Source organism: Luteibacter sp. TLI7-4A (assembly GCF_056754745.1).
Genome location: NZ_JBPGWO010000001.1, coordinates 1,576,256 through 1,592,798 on the forward strand (window position 1 = coordinate 1,576,256; position 16,543 = coordinate 1,592,798).

General features: G+C 65.9%; 14 protein-coding genes. 1 reads left to right on the forward strand and 13 read right to left on the reverse strand.

Going from position 1 to position 16,543, the window contains the following annotated elements:
- Window positions 1–188 precede the first annotated feature (188 nt).
- Window positions 189–1,103, reverse strand: coding sequence for a DnaJ C-terminal domain-containing protein (locus ACR9Y6_RS06870; protein ID WP_481280635.1), 915 nt, complete (start codon window positions 1,101–1,103; stop codon window positions 189–191).
- Between the two features lie 91 nt (window positions 1,104–1,194).
- Window positions 1,195–1,647 carry an Hsp20/alpha crystallin family protein gene (locus tag ACR9Y6_RS06875; protein WP_481280636.1) on the reverse strand — a complete coding sequence of 151 codons (453 nt, stop codon included), beginning with the start codon at window positions 1,645–1,647 and terminating at the stop codon, window positions 1,195–1,197.
- A gap of 157 nt (window positions 1,648–1,804) precedes the next feature.
- On the opposite strand from ACR9Y6_RS06875, the gene ACR9Y6_RS06880 reads away from it, so the two are divergent.
- Window positions 1,805–2,287: a redoxin family protein gene (locus tag ACR9Y6_RS06880; protein WP_481280637.1), complete on the forward strand. Its 483-nt coding sequence runs from the start codon at window positions 1,805–1,807 to the stop codon at window positions 2,285–2,287.
- A 122-nt stretch (window positions 2,288–2,409) separates the two neighbouring features.
- On the opposite strand, the gene gyrA is transcribed toward ACR9Y6_RS06880, so the two are convergent.
- The 11 genes from gyrA to rbfA all read right to left on the reverse strand — a co-directional run bounded on the left by gyrA (window position 2,410) and on the right by rbfA (window position 16,498).
- A complete protein-coding gene (gene gyrA, locus ACR9Y6_RS06885; RefSeq protein ID WP_481280638.1) occupies window positions 2,410–5,046 on the reverse strand; it encodes a DNA gyrase subunit A in 2,637 nt (878 codons plus the stop codon).
- Window positions 5,047–5,185: 139 nt separating this feature from the next.
- On the reverse strand, window positions 5,186–5,599 hold the full coding sequence (locus ACR9Y6_RS06890) for a GtrA family protein (RefSeq protein WP_448097979.1): 414 nt from the start codon (window positions 5,597–5,599) through the stop codon (window positions 5,186–5,188).
- Entirely contained in the window at window positions 5,596–6,609 is a 1,014-nt protein-coding gene (gene mtnA / locus ACR9Y6_RS06895; protein ID WP_481280639.1) for an S-methyl-5-thioribose-1-phosphate isomerase, read from the reverse strand. Before mtnA ends, ACR9Y6_RS06890 begins: the two co-directional genes overlap by 4 nt.
- 173 nt (window positions 6,610–6,782) lie before the next feature.
- A complete protein-coding gene (locus ACR9Y6_RS06900) occupies window positions 6,783–7,289 on the reverse strand; it encodes a DUF2165 family protein (RefSeq protein WP_481280640.1) in 507 nt (168 codons plus the stop codon).
- A complete protein-coding gene (locus ACR9Y6_RS06905) occupies window positions 7,286–8,353 on the reverse strand; it encodes a class III poly(R)-hydroxyalkanoic acid synthase subunit PhaC (RefSeq protein WP_481280641.1) in 1,068 nt (355 codons plus the stop codon). Before ACR9Y6_RS06905 ends, ACR9Y6_RS06900 begins: the two co-directional genes overlap by 4 nt.
- Window positions 8,350–9,288 (reverse strand): poly(R)-hydroxyalkanoic acid synthase subunit PhaE, encoded by a 939-nt coding sequence (locus ACR9Y6_RS06910; protein WP_481280642.1) that lies wholly within the window; start codon window positions 9,286–9,288, stop codon window positions 8,350–8,352. Before ACR9Y6_RS06910 ends, ACR9Y6_RS06905 begins: the two co-directional genes overlap by 4 nt.
- Window positions 9,289–9,305: 17 nt before the next feature.
- Window positions 9,306–11,675, reverse strand: coding sequence for a glycoside hydrolase family 3 N-terminal domain-containing protein (locus ACR9Y6_RS06915; RefSeq protein ID WP_481280643.1), 2,370 nt, complete (start codon window positions 11,673–11,675; stop codon window positions 9,306–9,308).
- A gap of 681 nt (window positions 11,676–12,356) precedes the next feature.
- Complete coding sequence (gene pnp, locus ACR9Y6_RS06920) at window positions 12,357–14,462, reverse strand: polyribonucleotide nucleotidyltransferase (RefSeq protein WP_481280644.1); 2,106 nt, start codon at window positions 14,460–14,462, stop codon at window positions 12,357–12,359.
- A gap of 30 nt (window positions 14,463–14,492) precedes the next feature.
- The gene (gene rpsO, locus ACR9Y6_RS06925) at window positions 14,493–14,762 is read right to left on the reverse strand and encodes a 30S ribosomal protein S15 (protein WP_306847363.1); all 270 of its coding nucleotides are present in this window, start codon (window positions 14,760–14,762) and stop codon (window positions 14,493–14,495) included.
- Between the two features lie 142 nt (window positions 14,763–14,904).
- A complete protein-coding gene (gene truB, locus ACR9Y6_RS06930) occupies window positions 14,905–15,822 on the reverse strand; it encodes a tRNA pseudouridine(55) synthase TruB (RefSeq protein ID WP_481280645.1) in 918 nt (305 codons plus the stop codon).
- Between the two features lie 295 nt (window positions 15,823–16,117).
- On the reverse strand, window positions 16,118–16,498 hold the full coding sequence (gene rbfA, locus ACR9Y6_RS06935) for a 30S ribosome-binding factor RbfA (RefSeq protein WP_306847365.1): 381 nt from the start codon (window positions 16,496–16,498) through the stop codon (window positions 16,118–16,120).
- Window positions 16,499–16,543 lie beyond the last annotated feature (45 nt).

Genomic DNA, 16,543 nt, shown 5'->3' on the forward strand with positions numbered 1-16,543 from the left:
TCGGCCGGCCGGGTGGGAGCCACTTCTGCGGGCTGGGTGGGGAGCCACTTTAGCGGGCCGGTGGGAGCCACTTCTGCGGGCCGGATGGGGCGCCACTTTAGCGGGCCGGGTGGGAGCCGCTTCAGCGGCGATCCGCGCGCAGCGCGGCCAGGTTTCCTGAACTTCCAGCCGTTCCCTCCCCTTTTGCCTCACCCCCGCCGCGGATCGAACCCCGCGAACGCGTCCTTGAACTCCGCGTACGCCGCCTGTTCCTCATGGGTCTCGGGCACCGGCACGCGGATTTCCAGCACGACGATCTGGTCGCCCGGTTCCGAACCCGGCAAGCCACGTCCCTTCAACCGCAACTTTCGCCCCGACTGCGAGCCCGCCGGGATACGCAGGTCGACGTGCCCACCGAGTGTCGGCACGGGCACGGTAGCCCCCAGCGCGGCCTCCCAGGGCGTGATCGGCAGGACGTGGGTCACCGTGCGTCCATCCAGCCGGAAGCGTGCGTCGTCCCGGATGGCGATCTCAAGCAGCAGGTCGCCCGAGGGGCCCCCGGACGAGCCGGGATGTCCCTGCCCGGCAAGCCGGATGGTCTGGCCGGACGTGATGCCAGCGGGAATCTTCACCTCGAGCACGCGTTCGCCGCCCGAGGAGTCGTTGAGCACCACGCGCGTCTTGCCGCCGTTGTAGGCGGTTTGCAGGTCGGTCTCGATCCTGGCCTGGATATCGCGCCCGCGGCGCGCCTGCGGCTGGTGGCCACGAGCACGACCGCCGCCACCGAACAGGCTCTCGAAGAAATCGCTGAAATCGCCGCCACCGCGACCACCCATGTCGCCGAAGTCGAAGCCGTTGCCCTGCTGGCCCCAGCCCGGCGGCGGACGGAACTGCTCGCCCTGGCGGTATCCGCCGGCGCGCAGCTGGTCGTAGGCGCGGCGCTTCTCGGGATCTTTCAGGGCCTCGTTGGCCTCGTTGACCGCCTTGAACTTCTCTTCGGCACCGGCTTCCTTGTTCTTGTCGGGGTGGTACTTGCGGGCAAGCTTGCGGTACGCGGCCTTGATCTCCGCGTCGGTCGCGTCGGGCTTGACCCCCAATGTCTCGTAGTAATCCTTGAACTCCACAGGCTCTCCCGGGCTTGTGTCGAAAACCAAAAACGAAGCACCCGTGGCGGACAGGGTCCGCCACGGGCCAGACAGCTAAGCTTAGGCCGTTTTAGCCCGCAGCGTTAATGGCGATGCGACGCGGGGCGCTTTGCGCCTTCTTCGGAATCGCGATCTCCAGCACGCCATGGGCACCCGACGCGGTGATCCCGTCGGCATCGGCGCTCTCGGGGAGCGTGAAGCTGCGCTTGAACGCACCGGCCGCACGTTCCACGCGGCTGAACTTACCCTCGGCCTCGCTGGCGAACGCCTTCCGCTCACCCTTGATGCTGAGCACGTTCTTGTCCATCTGGATCTCGATATCGGCAGGGTCCACGCCCGGCACGTCGGCCAGGATCAGGAAACGCCCGTCCTCTTCACGGATGTCCACGCGCGGCGCCCAGGCGCTGGAAACGGTGCTGGCCGGCACGGCGATATCGCCGCCGAAGAAATGCTCGAACACGTTGCGGACATCGCTGCCGAACACCTGCGCACGGCGAAACGATACCTGACGAAGCTGGTTCATCTGTTTGACTCCAAAGAAGTTTCGGCCCCGTGGCCGTCTGGTGATCAACATATGACCGGCCCGGGGCAATTCAAGAGCGAGGGCGCACCGGTTGCCGTTTCTTCAGCTCGACAAACCTTGACGTACACTCGGCGCTTTCCACTGAAGAGGCAGTCCCATGACTATCGCAGTCGGCGAACGACTTCCGGAAGCGACCCTCGCCATCTTCGAAGATGGCATCAAGACCGTCAGCAGCACCGAGGTTCTCGGCGTGGGCAAGGTCGTGCTTTTCGCCGTGCCGGGCGCCTTCACGCCCACCTGTTCGAACAAGCATCTGCCGGGTTTCGTGCAGCACATGGAGGACTTCCGCGAGCGCGGGGTCAAGGTCGCCTGCATGTCGGTGAACGACGCCTTCGTGATGCATGCCTGGGGCGAATCGCAAGGCGTGCCGGAGGATCTCCTGATGCTGGCCGATGGCAACGCCACTTTCGCCAAGGCACTGGGCCTGGAGCTCGACGGGACGAAGAACGGCATGGGCATCCGTGCCAAGCGCTTTGCCCTTTACGCCGAGGATGGCGTGGTGAAGGCGATCCAGGTCGAGGCACCGGGCGAGTTCCGCGTGTCGACGGCCGAGGCGATGCTGGAAGCCATCGACGCCTGATATCGCCGACAGGGTCGGCTCCCACGGCTGAAAGGTGTGGGAGCCGCTTCAGCGGCGACGCTCTCCCAGAGACGAGCCACCGCCGGGCAAAGAAAAACCCGCGTCGCCGCGGGTTTTCTTTTTTACGCTTCGCCAGGCTCGGCCGGATCGCCGTCCCCCGTGGGACCGCTCTCGATCGGCGGCATGTCGGCGGCGGCTTCGCCGTCGGGCGTTTCGCCCTCGCCTTCGATCTCTTCCTCGGCCTCCAGGCGAACGACGCCGATCAGCGTCTCGTCCTTCGGCAGCTTGATCAGGGTGACGCCCTGCGTGTTACGGCTGAGCTGGGACACCTCGGAGACACGCGTGCGCACCAGGGTGCCCTGGTCGGAGATCAGCATCAGCTGCTGCGTTTCCGTGACCTGCTCGGCGGCGACAAGGTTGCCGTTGCGCTCGGAGCACTGGATGGCGATGACGCCCTGCGTGCCGCGGCCCTTCTTCGGGAATTCCACGAGTGCCGTGCGCTTGCCGTAGCCACGCGCGGTGGCGGTGAGGATATCGCCCTCTCCCGCCGCCACGATCAGCGACACCACTTCGGCGTCCTCGGCCAGGCGCATGCCACGCACGCCGGTAGCCGTGCGGCCCATGGAACGCACGCTGCCTTCGTCGAAGCGCACCGACTTGCCGTTCGAGGCGAACAACAGCACATCGCTCTCGCCGTCGGTCATCGCCACGTCGACCAGCGCATCGCCCTCTTCGAGATTGATGGCGGCCTTGCCCTTCTGCAACTGGAAGGCGAATTCGGTCAGCGGCGTCTTCTTCACCGTGCCCTTGCGGGTGGCGAAGAACACGAAGCAGTTCGGATCGTAATCGCGCACCGGCAACAGCGCCTGCACCTTCTCACCCTCGCCCAGCGGCAACAGGTTCACGATCGGCTTGCCACGTGCGCCCGGACCGGCCTCCGGCATCTGGTAGACCTTGAGCCAATAGACGCGGCCGGTGCTGGTGAAGGTGAGCAGCGTGTCGTGCGTGTTCACCACCCACAGCTGCTGCACGACGTCCTCGTCCTTCAGCGCCGAGGCCGAGCGGCCCTTGCCGCCGCGCTTCTGCGCACGGTAGAGGCTGGCCGGCTGACGCTTGATGTAACCGGTGTGCGAGAGCGTGACCACCACGTCTTCCGGCGCGATGAGGTCGAGGACGTTGAGGTCCTCCTGCGAATGCTGGATCTCGGTGCGGCGCGCATCGCCGTAGTCGGTGCGGATCTGCTCGAGTTCCTCGCGGATGACTTCGAGCAGGCGGTTCGGGTTCTCGAGGATCTCGATCAGGCCGCGGATCGTGTCGAGGATCTCGCGGTATTCGTCGGAGAGCTTCTCCTGCTCCAGCCCCGTGAGGCGGTGCAGGCGCATCTGCAGGATCTCGGTCGCCTGCGATTCGGACAGCTGATAACCGTCCTCGCGCAGGCCGTCGCGCGGGTCCATGTCTTCCGGACGCGACGCGGCGGCACCGGTGGCGGCGAGCAAGGCCTTCACCAGGCCCGGCTCCCAACGGCGGGCGACCATGCGCTCGCGCGCCTCGGCCGACGACGCGGACGTGCGGATCAACTCGATCATCTCGTCGATGTTGGCGAGCGCGACCGTGAGGCCTTCGAGGATATGCGCACGCTGGCGTGCCTTGCGCAGTTCGAAGATGGTGCGGCGGGTGACCACCTCGCGGCGGTGGCGGATGAAGGCCTCGAGGATGTCCTTGAGGTTCAGCAGCTTCGGCTGGCCATCGAGCAGGGCCACCATGTTGATGCCGAAGGTGACCTGCAACTGGGTCTGCTGGAACAGGTTGTTCAGCACCACGTCGGCCATCGCGTCGCGACGGATCTCGATCACGACGCGCATGCCGTCCTTGTCGGATTCGTCGCGCAGTTCGCTGATGCCCTCGAGCTTCTTTTCCTTGACCAGCTCCGCGATCTTCTCGATCAGGCGGGCCTTGTTCACCTGGTACGGCAACTCGTGGACCAGGATCGTCTCGCGGCCATTGGCCTCGGTCTCGATCTCGGTCCGAGCGCGGACGAGGATGCGGCCGCGGCCGGTGCGATACGCCTCGACGATGCCCGACGAGCCGTTGATGATGCCCGCGGTCGGGAAATCCGGACCCGGGATGTATGTCATCAGGTCGTCGACGCCGAGCGAGGAATCCTCGATCAACGCCAGCGTGGCGTTGATGACCTCGGTCATGTTGTGCGGCGGGATGTTCGTCGCCATGCCCACGGCGATGCCGGCGGAGCCGTTGACGAGCAGGTTCGGCACGCGGGTCGGCAGGACCAGTGGCTCGTGTTCGCTTTCGTCGTAGTTGGGGCCGAAGTCGACGGTTTCCTTGTCGATGTCCGCCATCAGCTCGTGCGTGAGGCGCGCCATGCGCACCTCGGTGTAGCGCATGGCCGCCGCGTTGTCGCCGTCGACCGAACCGAAGTTGCCCTGGCCGTCGACCAGCATGTAGCGCAGCGAGAACGGCTGCGCCATGCGGACGATGGTGTCGTAGACCGACGCGTCGCCATGCGGATGGTACTTACCGATCACGTCACCGACCACGCGGGCCGACTTCTTGTACGGCTTGTTCCAGGCATTGCCCAGTTCGTTCATCGCGAACAGCACGCGGCGATGCACCGGCTTCAGGCCGTCGCGAACATCGGGTAGCGCACGCCCCACGATGACGCTCATCGCGTAGTCGAGATAGCTCTGGCGCATCTCGTCTTCGATGTTGACGCGGATGACTTCTTTGGCGAGTTCTGCCATCAATCGGCTTCCTGGATGTCCGTGAAAATGCCCCCGCCGGCCCTATGTATCGCGCTAGCGCGATGCCGTCGGCTCAACCCAAGGATGATATCACATCGGGCGTGGAAATGACAGCAAAAAACCACGCAAATTCAACGACTTATATCGATGTCCTGGCAGTGCGGAAAAGCACCGCGCGAGCCAGCAGGAAATTCGCGACGGCACCCGCCGCCGAGCCCGCCGCCACGGCCACCGCGGGCCACGCGTGCAAGGCGGGAAACACCTTGAAGGCCAGCACGTAGAGACCGTTGTTGATCACCGCGCCGAGCGCCATCAGGCCCATCCAGTGCAGCCATTCGGCGCGGTGGCCGCGACCGGAATCGCGGTGGGCGAAGGTGTGCGTACGGTTCCACCACCAGGTCACGGTGGCGGCACTGAGGAAGGAAACGACACGCGCGGTGTAGACGTTCCAGCCCGCCAGGCCGACGAGCGATTGCGCGATGCCGGCGTCGACGGCCAGCCCGAGGATGCCGCCGACCGCGAACAGCGCGACCTCGCGGCGCAGCCGTGTCACGGAAACAGGATCCGCATCTGTTCTTCATCGGGCCGCAGGATCACGCCGCGCTCGGTCACGATCGCGTCGATCAGTTCGGCCGGTGTCACGTCGAAGACGGGATTCCATGCATCCGCGCCGTCGATCACCGTACGCGTACCCGAGACCGACAACAATTCCGTGGCGTCGCGCAATTCGATCTCGATATCGGCACCCGTCGCGGTCGCCATGTCCACCGTGGTGGACGGCGCGACGACCATGAACTTCACGCCGTGGTGCCGCGCGGCGATGGCGAGCTGGTAGGTACCGATCTTGTTCGCGGTGTCGCCGTTGGCGGCGATGCGATCGGCGCCGACGATCACCCACTTCACCTTGCCGTCCTTCATCAGGTGCGAGGCCGCCGAATCGGCGATGAGCTTTGCCGGAATGCCGTCGCGCACGAGTTCCCACATCGTGAGCCGCGCGCCCTGCTGCCAGGGACGCGTCTCCCCGGCGTACACCTGCTCGATGTGGCCCGAGGCCACGCCGGCGCGGATCACGCCGAGCGCGGTGCCATAGCCCGCCGTGGCGAGCGAGCCGGTATTGCAATGCGTGAGCACGTGCGAGCCCGGCTCGATGAGCGCGGCGCCCAACTCGCCCATGTGCCGGTTGGCGGCGAGGTCTTCGTCCTGGATCGCCTGGGCTTCACGCTCGAGCGCGGCGGTATCGGCACCTTCGAGGATGCGCAGGTTCATGCGATCCAGCGCCCACATCAGGTTCACCGCGGTGGGACGCGCCGCACGCAGGGTGGACATGGCCGCGGGCAGGTCCACGCCGGCCTTCGCCGCAAGCACCACGCCCCAGGCCGCCGCGATGCCGATGGCCGGCGCACCGCGCACCGCGAGGTCGCGGATGGCCCGCGTGACGTCGTCGGAGGTGGTGCAATCGAACCAGGTCTCCTCGGCGGGGAGACGGCGCTGGTCGAGCAGGCGCAGGCGGTCGCCGTGCCACTGCACGGCACGGATGGAATCGTGGGAGGCGTGGGAGTTCATGCGGTGATTATCGCATGGGGTGCGGCTGTGGGAGGGCCTGTCGCCGACAGGGTCGGCTCCCACCAGATACCCGTCGCCGCTGAAGCGGCTCCCACAACTGAAGCGGTTCTCACACCGTGGACGATGGGTCGCCACGGTAGCCCACCAGCAGGACAGCTGGTGTGGGAGCCGCTTCAGCGGCGATGCTCTTCCAGGTCGCCGTCACGCTGGTTCACGAAGATCAATACGCCCAGCAACGCCATGTAGAACCGGAATGCCCCTTCCTGCCCGTTCCAGACCTTCGACTGCCACATGGCGAACCACTCGCCGCCGACCACCATGAAGCCGAAGAACCAGACAAGGAAACCCAGCGTGCAACCGGCGACCACCCAGCGCTTGGCCGCGTCGAAGCGGGCGCCACTCGCGCGCCGGGCACGCCAGAGCGCAACCGCACCCAGCGACAACAGCACGCACGTCGCACCCTCGGCCGCGATGATGAGTCCGTAGCCGACATGCCACAGGGCCGGGCTGGTGATGGCACGGCCCATCAGCGCGTTCCCCGGGAACGTGGTGTCCATCGACAGCACGTGCCGGACGAAGGCGAAATTCGAACCGTAATCGACCAGATTGTCGTAGGTCACCACGAAGGCGAAGGCGGCGAGCGCCAGGGTGAGCAGGAACTTCGCCAGCCGAACCGTCATCGATCGGCAAGCCATGCGTGGATCGCCGGGGGCACCTGCTTCTGTGCACGTCCTGAGACATAGATGCCGATATGCCCGCCCTGGAAAGCCAGCGCGGTGTAGTCGTCGCTGCTCACGGCCTTGCCCAAGGGAGCCGATGCCGCGGGCGGAACCAGGTGGTCCTGCTCCGCATAGATGTTCAGCACCGGCTGGGTGATGTTCTTGAGATCGACCCGGCGCCCACCGATGCGCGCCTCGCCCTTGATCAGCAGGTTCTTCTGGAAGAAGTCGCGGGCGAACTCCCGGAACGCCTCGCCCGCCTGGTCGGGCGAATCGAAGATCCACTTTTCCATGCGCAGGAAGTTTTCCACTTCCTTCGGGTTGTCGAGGATGTCGACGAGGCCGATGTACTTCTGCTGGTTCAGGCGCAACGGCTTCAACGTGAGATACGCGAAGTTCATCACATCGGCAGGCACGTTGCCGGTCGCGTCGACGAACAGGTCGATGTCCACGTTGCGCGCCCAGTGCGAAAGCATGTTGTCGGGGGTGTGGAAATCCACCGGCGTCACCATGGTAACGAGGTTGCGCACCTTTTCCGGATGCAGCGCCGTGTAGCAGAGCGAGAACACGCCACCCTGGCAGATGCCGAGCAGGTTCACCGCCTCCACGCCATGGCGTTCACGCACCATGTCCACGCAACGGTCGAGGTAGCCGTCGATATAGTCCTCAAGCGTCAGCCAGCGGTCCGCACCGTCCGGATAGCCCCAATCGACCAGGTAGACGTCTTCGCCCTGTTCGAGCAGGTTGCGCACCATCGACCGGTCTTCCTGCAGGTCGATCATCCATGGCGTGTTGACCAGCGCATAGCAGATCAACAAGGGGACCTTCGCCGTGGGTGTTTTCTCGCCCTTGAAATGCCAGAGCGTCAGCTTGTCTTCGGTGTAGACCGCCTCGCGCGGCGTGATACCGAGTTCGATCGGCCCCACCCGCTTGAGTGTCTCCAGGCCGGCCTCCAGCTTGCGCCGGAACGCCTCGACCTCGGCCTGCGCCCGTTCCGGATCGAACGGGAACGAAGACGCGCTCATCGTGTCCTGCCCTTGGCCGTTGCGCCACGCTTGCCTGCCGTCGAGGCGGGCTTCGTCTTCGCCACGGCCTTCATGCCACCGGCGCGATTCGCCGCCGCGGCCACCTTCTTCGCCGTCGCCGCGGGCTTGCTCGTTGGTGCACGGGGCTTGGCCGTCTTTACGTCCTCCCTCGCGCCACGAAGCTCGGCCACCTCGGCCTTCAGGGCGGCGACCTCGGCGGCCAGCCCCTGCATATGGCGCAAGTCGCGGCGAGCGGCCTGCAGGCGCTCACCCAGGCTATCCACTTCCTTGCGCGTGGGCATGCCCGCCTGCACGGCCATCCGCTCGACCTGCCGCTGCTGGAGCACCCGCAGGCGCATTTGCGCATTCACCAGCGCGGCATACACTTCGCGAAACTCCGCCGACAGCGCCGCTTCGGCATAGCTTTCCTCGGCGAGATTCACCCAGCGATCGTAGACCGAGCGCATGGAATCGGCGTCCGTCGGCGGCGCCTGTTCGCGCAACGCCGCGTTCGCCCGCTCGTGCACGCCTTGCAGCAGCGCCTGGTAGCGCCGGTAGTGCCCGGCGTAATCGATCCATGCACGCAGCAGCGCCTGCTGTTCTTCCTGTTGCTCGCGGGTCAGGCCGAAGGCCGGCATCGACAGCGTGTCGTTGGCGGCCCGCGCCCATTCGTCGAAGTCGGGAGGCACGCCGGGCCCGTGGCCGAATGGCGGCATGCCGCCGGTAAAGGCCGCGGCGGGCGCCTCGCCACCGGCGATGGATCGCATCCAATCGCCGAAGCCGCCGAGACCGGCGAAAAGCCGCCCCATGACATCGGTCACCGGCGAACTCTCCGCGGGAGCGGCCTTCGGATCGAGCTGTTTCGCCCAGGCTTCGACGCCCTGGCGGATGAAGGCCTGGTACTGTTCGATGAAGTCGGTCGGTTTGTCTGCCATGCGCGTATGGTACGCCGTCAGAGCGCGATCTCGAACGTCGCCTGTTGGTCGGCCAGGGAACTGCCACCGACCCAGACGGTGTACCGCGTCGGTTCGACCACTTCCTCGCTTTTCGCGTTCCAGAACGACAGCTCGGGAAAGCCTAGCTGGAAGGTCACGCGCCTCGCCTCACCCGGCTGCAAGGCCACGCGCTGGAATCCCTGCAGGCTACGGACCGGCTGTTCGACGCTGGCACCCAGGTTGCGCACGTAGAGCTGCACCACCTCGGTGCCGGCGCGGCGCCCGGTGTTCTTCACCGTGGCGGTCACGGTGACCAGGTCCTTCGCGCTTTTACGGTTCGCTTCCGCCAACGGCACGCGAGAGCGCGACACCTGCACGTCCGAATAGCCGAACGTGGTGTAGGACAGGCCATGGCCGAAGGCATACAGCGCATCGTTCGGCACGTCGATGTAGCGCGAGATGAAGGCCGTGCCGTGCGATGGCGGCTTCGACAGATCCGCATCGCCCGGCGGACGGCCGGTCGGGAACTGGTTGTAGTAGAGCGGTTCCTGGCCCACCGCTCGCGGGAAGCTCATCGTCAGCTTGCCGCTGGGCGCGACGTCGCCGAACAGCACCTCCGCCACCGCGTTGCCAGCCTCCGTCCCGGGGAACCACATCGCCATGATCGCGGGGACGTTCCGGTCGGCCCAGTCGAGCACGAGGGGACGGCCCGAGAACACCAGCAGCACCACGGGCTTTCCCGTCGCGACGATCCGTTGGAGCAAGGCCTGTTGATTGCCGGGAAGATCCAGGTGCGCGCGCGAACCGGCTTCGCCACTCATGCGCGACGACTCGCCCAGCGCCATCACCACCACATCGGCCTTGGCCGCCGCGTTCATGGCCTCGGCGAAGCCCGCTTCGGAATCCGTCTCGATGTCGGTGCCCTTCGCGTACAGCAGTTCACCGCCTTGTTTCTTCATGCGCGCCGCCAGCCCGCCACGCAGCGTGACCACGTCGGGGAAGTGCTGGGCGCCACCCCAGGCTCCCTGCATCTCGCTGGCCGCATCGGCGAGCGGGCCGATCAGCGCCAGTGTCTTCACGCGACGGTCGAGCGGAAGCACGGGCGCCGAGCCCTGCCCCCCATTCTTGAGCAGCACGAACGATTCCTCGGCGGCACGCCGCACGAGGGGGCGATGCGCGTCGATGGCCCGCACCACCTCGGTGCCGCGGGCATAGGGGTGCTCGAACAATCCCAGCGCGAACTTCACCCGCAGCACCCGCCTTACGGCTTCGTCCACGGTCGCCATCGACAGCTTGCCTTCCTCCAGCAGCTTCGGAATCTGGGTGTCGTAGAAGTGGCTCATCATGTCCACCTCCACGCCGGCTTGCAGCGCCTTTCGGGTCGCCGTGGCGGCGTCCAACGCGATGCCATGATGGGTCAATTCCATCACGGCGGTGAAGTCGCTCACCACGAAACCATCGAAGCCCCATTCCTTGCGCAGGATGTCCGTCATCAGATACGGACTGGCGGTGGCAGGCACGCCATTGAGCGCATTGAAGGCACTCATCATCGTCGCCGCGCCGGCTTCGACAGCCGCCCGGTACGGCGGCAGGTATACCTGGCGCAAACGGACGTCCGACATGTCCGTCGTGTTGTATTCACGACCTGCCTCGGCCGCGCCATACGCCGCGAAATGCTTGACCGATGCCGCCACGCTTTCCGGGTCCGCCAGGCTCGTTCCCTGGTATCCACGAATGTAGGCGCGCGCCATGGCCGCGCCCAGGTAGGCATCTTCTCCCGCGCCTTCGGTCGAACGCCCCCACCGCGCGTCACGCGAGATGTCGACCATCGGCGAGTAGAACCATTTCACGCCGCCGGTGGTCGCCTCCACGGCGGCCATATGCGAAAGCTCCTGCACCAGGGCCGGGTCCCACGTCGCGGACAGACCGAGGGGAACGGGATAGATGGTGCGGTACCCATGGATGATGTCGGCCCCGAACAGCAGGGGAATACCCAGGCGGCTACCAAGCGCCGCCTCCTGGAACGGCCGGGTCTTCGCGGCACCGACGACGTTGAGCATCGAGCCCAACTCGCCCTTCCGCGCCAGCGCCATCGCGTCGACTTGTGTGAGCGTCTCCGGATTGACGGCAACCGCATCGCCGTCGGCAGGCGTAGCCGCGCCGCTCGCACCGTACTGCACGAGTTGGCCGATCTTCTCGGCCAGGGTCATCCGCGCCAGCAGCGCATCCACCTTCCGCTCGATCTCCGGCGAAACCAGCTGCGTGTTCGAGGCCGGAACGGCAGCGGCATCACCGGCCGATGTCGCGCATGCGGCGCCGGCCAGGACTAACGATGCGCCGAGCGAGAGCATGCGCGTGGACAGGCGGGGACGGGATCGGAAGCTCATGCATTCTCCGGGGAGGCGTCGCCAGCTTTCAGCGACGGGGATGACCCCCGGAATGTAAACGTTTGCAGCTGTTCCGGTAAACCTTGCTGGCTCGGCTTCGCCATCGTGTTGATTGTTGCGTCGAGGCAGGGGGAGGCGTCGGGTGCCATTCTCGTTCGCTAAGTCCTCGTCCGGCCTTCGCCTCCCTGCGGAATCGCTCTGAGAACGGCACCCGACGCCTCCCCTCCCGACGGGTACGGCGAATTGTGGGAAGAGCGGGTAGCGTCGCGGGTGCATACGATTACTTATTCACGCTGTTTCGCGTCGCGTCGTGAACGAGCGTAGCGTCGACGGTGGTTGATATCGTCAATCGACGCGGCGTCCAGGTTGGCTGCGTCGGCGACAGCACTTTTCGAGAAATGCGGTCTCGCGTTTTTGCATTGCGCTTTTCGCCCTACGCCTTTGCATTGCTCTCCCCGGAGTCCCCGTGTGATCGGAGGGGAGTCGGGGGCTGCCGTTCTCGGAGCGATTCCGCAGGGAGGCGAAGGCCGGACGAGGACTTAGCGACGAGAATGGCAGCCCGCGACTCCCCTTCCTCGACACAACATCAACACGATCGCGCAGCCGAGCGCCCCATAGCCAGCACAAAAAAACCCGGCATCTTGCGATGCCGGGTCTTGGTTCAACGCTGAAAGCCAGGGATCAGCCGGTGACGTTTTCGTCTTCGGTGACGGCCTTCATCGACAGGCGGATACGGCCCTGCTTGTCGACTTCCAGGACCTTGACCTTGACCAGGTCGCCTTCCTTGAGCTTGTCGGAGACCTTCTCGACGCGCTCGCTGGAGATCTGCGACACGTGGACCAGACCATCCTTGCCCGGCATGATCGTGACGAACGCGCCGAAGTCCATCAGCTTGGCGACCTTGCCCTCGTAGATGCGGCCCGGCTCGACGTCGGACACGATCTGTTCGATGCGCTTGCGCGCGGCTTCGGCGGCTTCGCGGTTGACCGATGCGATCACGACATTGCCATCGTCGGTGATGTCGATGGTGGTGCCGGTCTCTTCCGTGATCGAACGGATGGTGGCGCCACCCTTGCCGATCACTTCGCGGATCTTGTCCGGGTGGATCTTGATCGTCAGCAGGCGCGGCGCGAACTCGCTCATTTCCGAACGGGCCGTGCTCATCACCTTGGCCATCTCGCCGAGAATGTGCACGCGACCGCGCTTGGCCTGGGCCAGCGCCGTACGCATGATTTCCTCGGTGATGCCTTCGATCTTGATGTCCATCTGCAGCGCGGACACGCCATCGGCGGTACCGGCCACCTTGAAGTCCATGTCGCCGAGGTGGTCTTCGTCACCCAGGATGTCGGAGAGCACGACGAAGTCGTCGCCTTCCTTCACCAGGCCCATCGCGATACCGGCGACCGGCGACTTCAGCGGAACGCCCGCGTCCATCATGGCCAGCGAGGAACCGCAGACCGAGGCCATCGACGAGGAGCCGTTCGACTCGGTGATTTCCGAGACGACGCGAACGACGTACGGGAACTCTTCGATCGTCGGCTTGACGGCCTGCACGCCGCGCTTGGCGAGGCGGCCGTGGCCGACCTCGCGACGCTTCGGGCTGCCGACGCGGCCGGTTTCGCCCACCGAGAACGGAGGGAAGTTGTAGTGGAACAGGAACGTGTCCTTCCACTCGCCTTCCGGCGCGTCGATGATCTGCGAATCGCGGGTGGTGCCGAGCGTGGCGACGACCAGGGCCTGCGTTTCGCCGCGGGTGAACAGCGCGGAACCGTGCGTGCGCGGCAGGACGCCGACGCGCACCGAGATCGGGCGGATGTCGTCGAGCTGGCGGCCGTCGATACGGACCTTGGTGGACAGCACGCCGTCGCGCAGGGTGCGGTACTCGACCTCACCGAAGGCGGCGCCGATGTCGCCATCGGTCCAGCCGTTGGCTTCGGACTGGGCGGCGAGCGCGGCCTTCACCTCGGTCTTCAGCGCGCTGATGACATCACGGCGGGCCAGCTTGTCGCGGATCTGGAAGGCTTCGGCGAAACGGTTGCCGACGACGGCCTTGACGGCGTCGTACAACGCCGTCTTGGCGGCCGGGGCTTCCCACTTGAACGTCTTCACGCCGGCTTCGGCGACGAAGGCGTTGATCGTGTCGATGGCGGCCTGCATCTGCTGGTGGCCGAAGACCACCGCGCCGAGCATGACGTCTTCGCTGAGCAGCTTGGCTTCCGATTCCACCATCAGCACGGCCTTGGCCGTACCGGCGACGACGAGGTCGAGGTCGGAGGTCTTCAGCTGGGTGGCCGTCGGGTTCAGGATGTACTGGCCGTTGGCGTAACCGACGCGGGCGGCACCGATCGGACCCTTGAAGGGCACGCCGGCAAGCGTCATGGCGGCCGAAGCGCCGATCAACGCCGGGATGTCGCCGTCGACTTCCGGGTTCAGCGACACGACCTGTGCGATGACCTGGATCTCGTTGCGGAACTCTTCCGGGAATAGCGGACGAAGCGGGCGATCGATGAGGCGCGAGGTCAGCGTCTCCTTCTCGGTCGGACGGCCTTCACGCTTGAAGAAGCCACCCGGGATGCGACCCGCGGAGTAGAACTTCTCCATGTAGTCGACCGTGAGGGGGAAGAAGTCCTGGCCCTCGCGTGCCTTGGGGGCCGCGACGACCGTCACCAGGACGACCGTGCCGCCCATGCTGACCATGACCGCACCGGAGGCCTGCCGGGCGATTTCGCCCGTCTCCAGTGTGACTTCGTGACTACCGTACTGGAATGACTTGGTTACTTTCGCCACTTCGATCTCTCCTCGTCCTGTTCCGGTGGTTTAGCGGCGCAGGCCGAGGCGTTCGATCAGGGTCTGGTAGCGAGCGAGGTCGCTCTTCTTGAGGTAGGCCAGCAGCGTCTTGCGCTTGTTGACCATCTTCAGCAGGCCACGACGCGAGTGGTGGTCCTGCTTGTGCGCCTGGAAGTGATCCTGCAGCGCGGTGATGTTCGCGGACAGCAGCGCGACCTGGACTTCGGTCGAGCCGGTGTCGTTTTCCTTGCGACCGTAGTCCTTGATGATCTGGCTGGTCTGTTCGACGGTGAGCGACATGTGTATCGATTCCTTAAAAGCGGGTGCGAGACTTGCGCAACCTCAACGGCTACCGATGAAGTTGCGCAAGCCTCGCTTTTGATGAAAGCCGTTAAACGAGCACGTAATTGTAACGTCCTGCGCGTAGTGGCAACAAGCCCGGTCAGACGGGCGGCAGGTTGAATCCCCTGAGGACGCGAAGGATACCGTCTTCACCGACCTCTCCCAAGACCATCAGGCGCCCGTCGGCACCCCGGACCCCGCATCGGCCCGGGACCGCGCCCTGCCCCAGCGGCACGGGCTGGCCAAATCCCAGCACCCGGGTCTGGTCCGGGTCGAGATCCACCCGGGGAATATGGGCCAGGCCCGCTTCCACGGGCAGGAGACAGGCCTCGAGCTGATCCGGCCCCGTCTCGGCGGCCTCGTGCAACTGCTCGAGCGTGACCATGGCGGGGGCCATGAAGGGCTCGACCCAGAGCCGGCGCAGGCCCGTCAGGTGGGCGCCGCAACCCAGGTTCGCGCCGAAGTCGACCGCCAGGCTGCGCACGTAGGTGCCCGAGCCACACTCGACGAACAGGCGCACGGTGTCGCCCTCGCGACCGAGCACGTCCAGGCGATGGACATCGACCTCGCGGGCGGGAACGTCCACGGCCTCGCCGCGGCGGGCGCGGACATACAGCGGCACGCCATCCTGCTTGATCGCCGAATAGGCCGGCGGGACCTGGACGATGTGGCCGCGCAGGGGCGCCAGGGCGGCTTCGACGGTCGCGTCGGCCAGTGACGGGACCGGACGCGTCTCGACCACCTCGCCTTCCAGGTCGGCCGTGGTGGTGGTGATGCCCAGGCGCACCTCGGCTTCATAGGCCTTGCGTGAACCCAGCAACCAGCCGGCGATCTTGGTGGCTTCGCCGAAGCAGAGCGGCAGCAATCCCGTCGCCAGCGGATCGAGGCTGCCCGTATGCCCACCCTTGGCCGCGCCCACGAGCCGGCGCGCCGTCTGCAAGGCCTGGTTGGAACTCAGGCCCAGCGGCTTGTCGAGCAGGAGGATGCCGTGGATGTCTCGAAAGGTTCGGCGATTCATGAGGGTCGGAAAAGGGGGGCGGTACGTCACGGTTAGGGCGATTCGGCGGCTGGCGGGCCATCGCCGGCATAGCCGGCTCCCACGAGGGCATCGCCGACAGGGTCGGCTCCCACCAGAGCTCGCCGAGATCCCAAAGCCATGGCTTTGGTGGGAGCCGGCTATGCCGGCGATCCCGCGGCAGCGGGCAATCTTGTCACGGGCACCCTGTCGCCGCTGAGGCGGCTCCCACAGAAGCGGCTCCCACGGGTGAAGTGGCTCCCACATGAGCCCATGGACTCGGATATTGTCCGACGACTCAGGTCTCGTCCGACGACTCGGGTTCGGCCGGGGGAACCGGGTTCTCGCGCAACAGGCGTTCGATCCGTTCGCCGGTATCGACGGACTCGTCGTACTTGAACTTCAACTCGGGCACGCGGCGGAGGCGCATGGAACGCGACAGGGAGCGGCGGAATTCCGGGGCCAGTTCCTTCAGCGCCTTCACCGCCACGACCGACTGCTCGGGCATCAGCGCGGTCACCCACACCGTGGCCCAATCCAGGTCCCGGGTCACTTCCACGTCGGACACGCTGACCGACGGCAACGCGTGATCGCGTACCGCGGCATGCACCAGCAGGCCGATCTCGCGCCGGAGTTCGGCGGAGACGCGGTCGGTGCGCTTGAAATCACGGGACGGCATATCCGCCTCCAGTTTTTAGGGGTGCAATAACGAATAAAGCCTCCC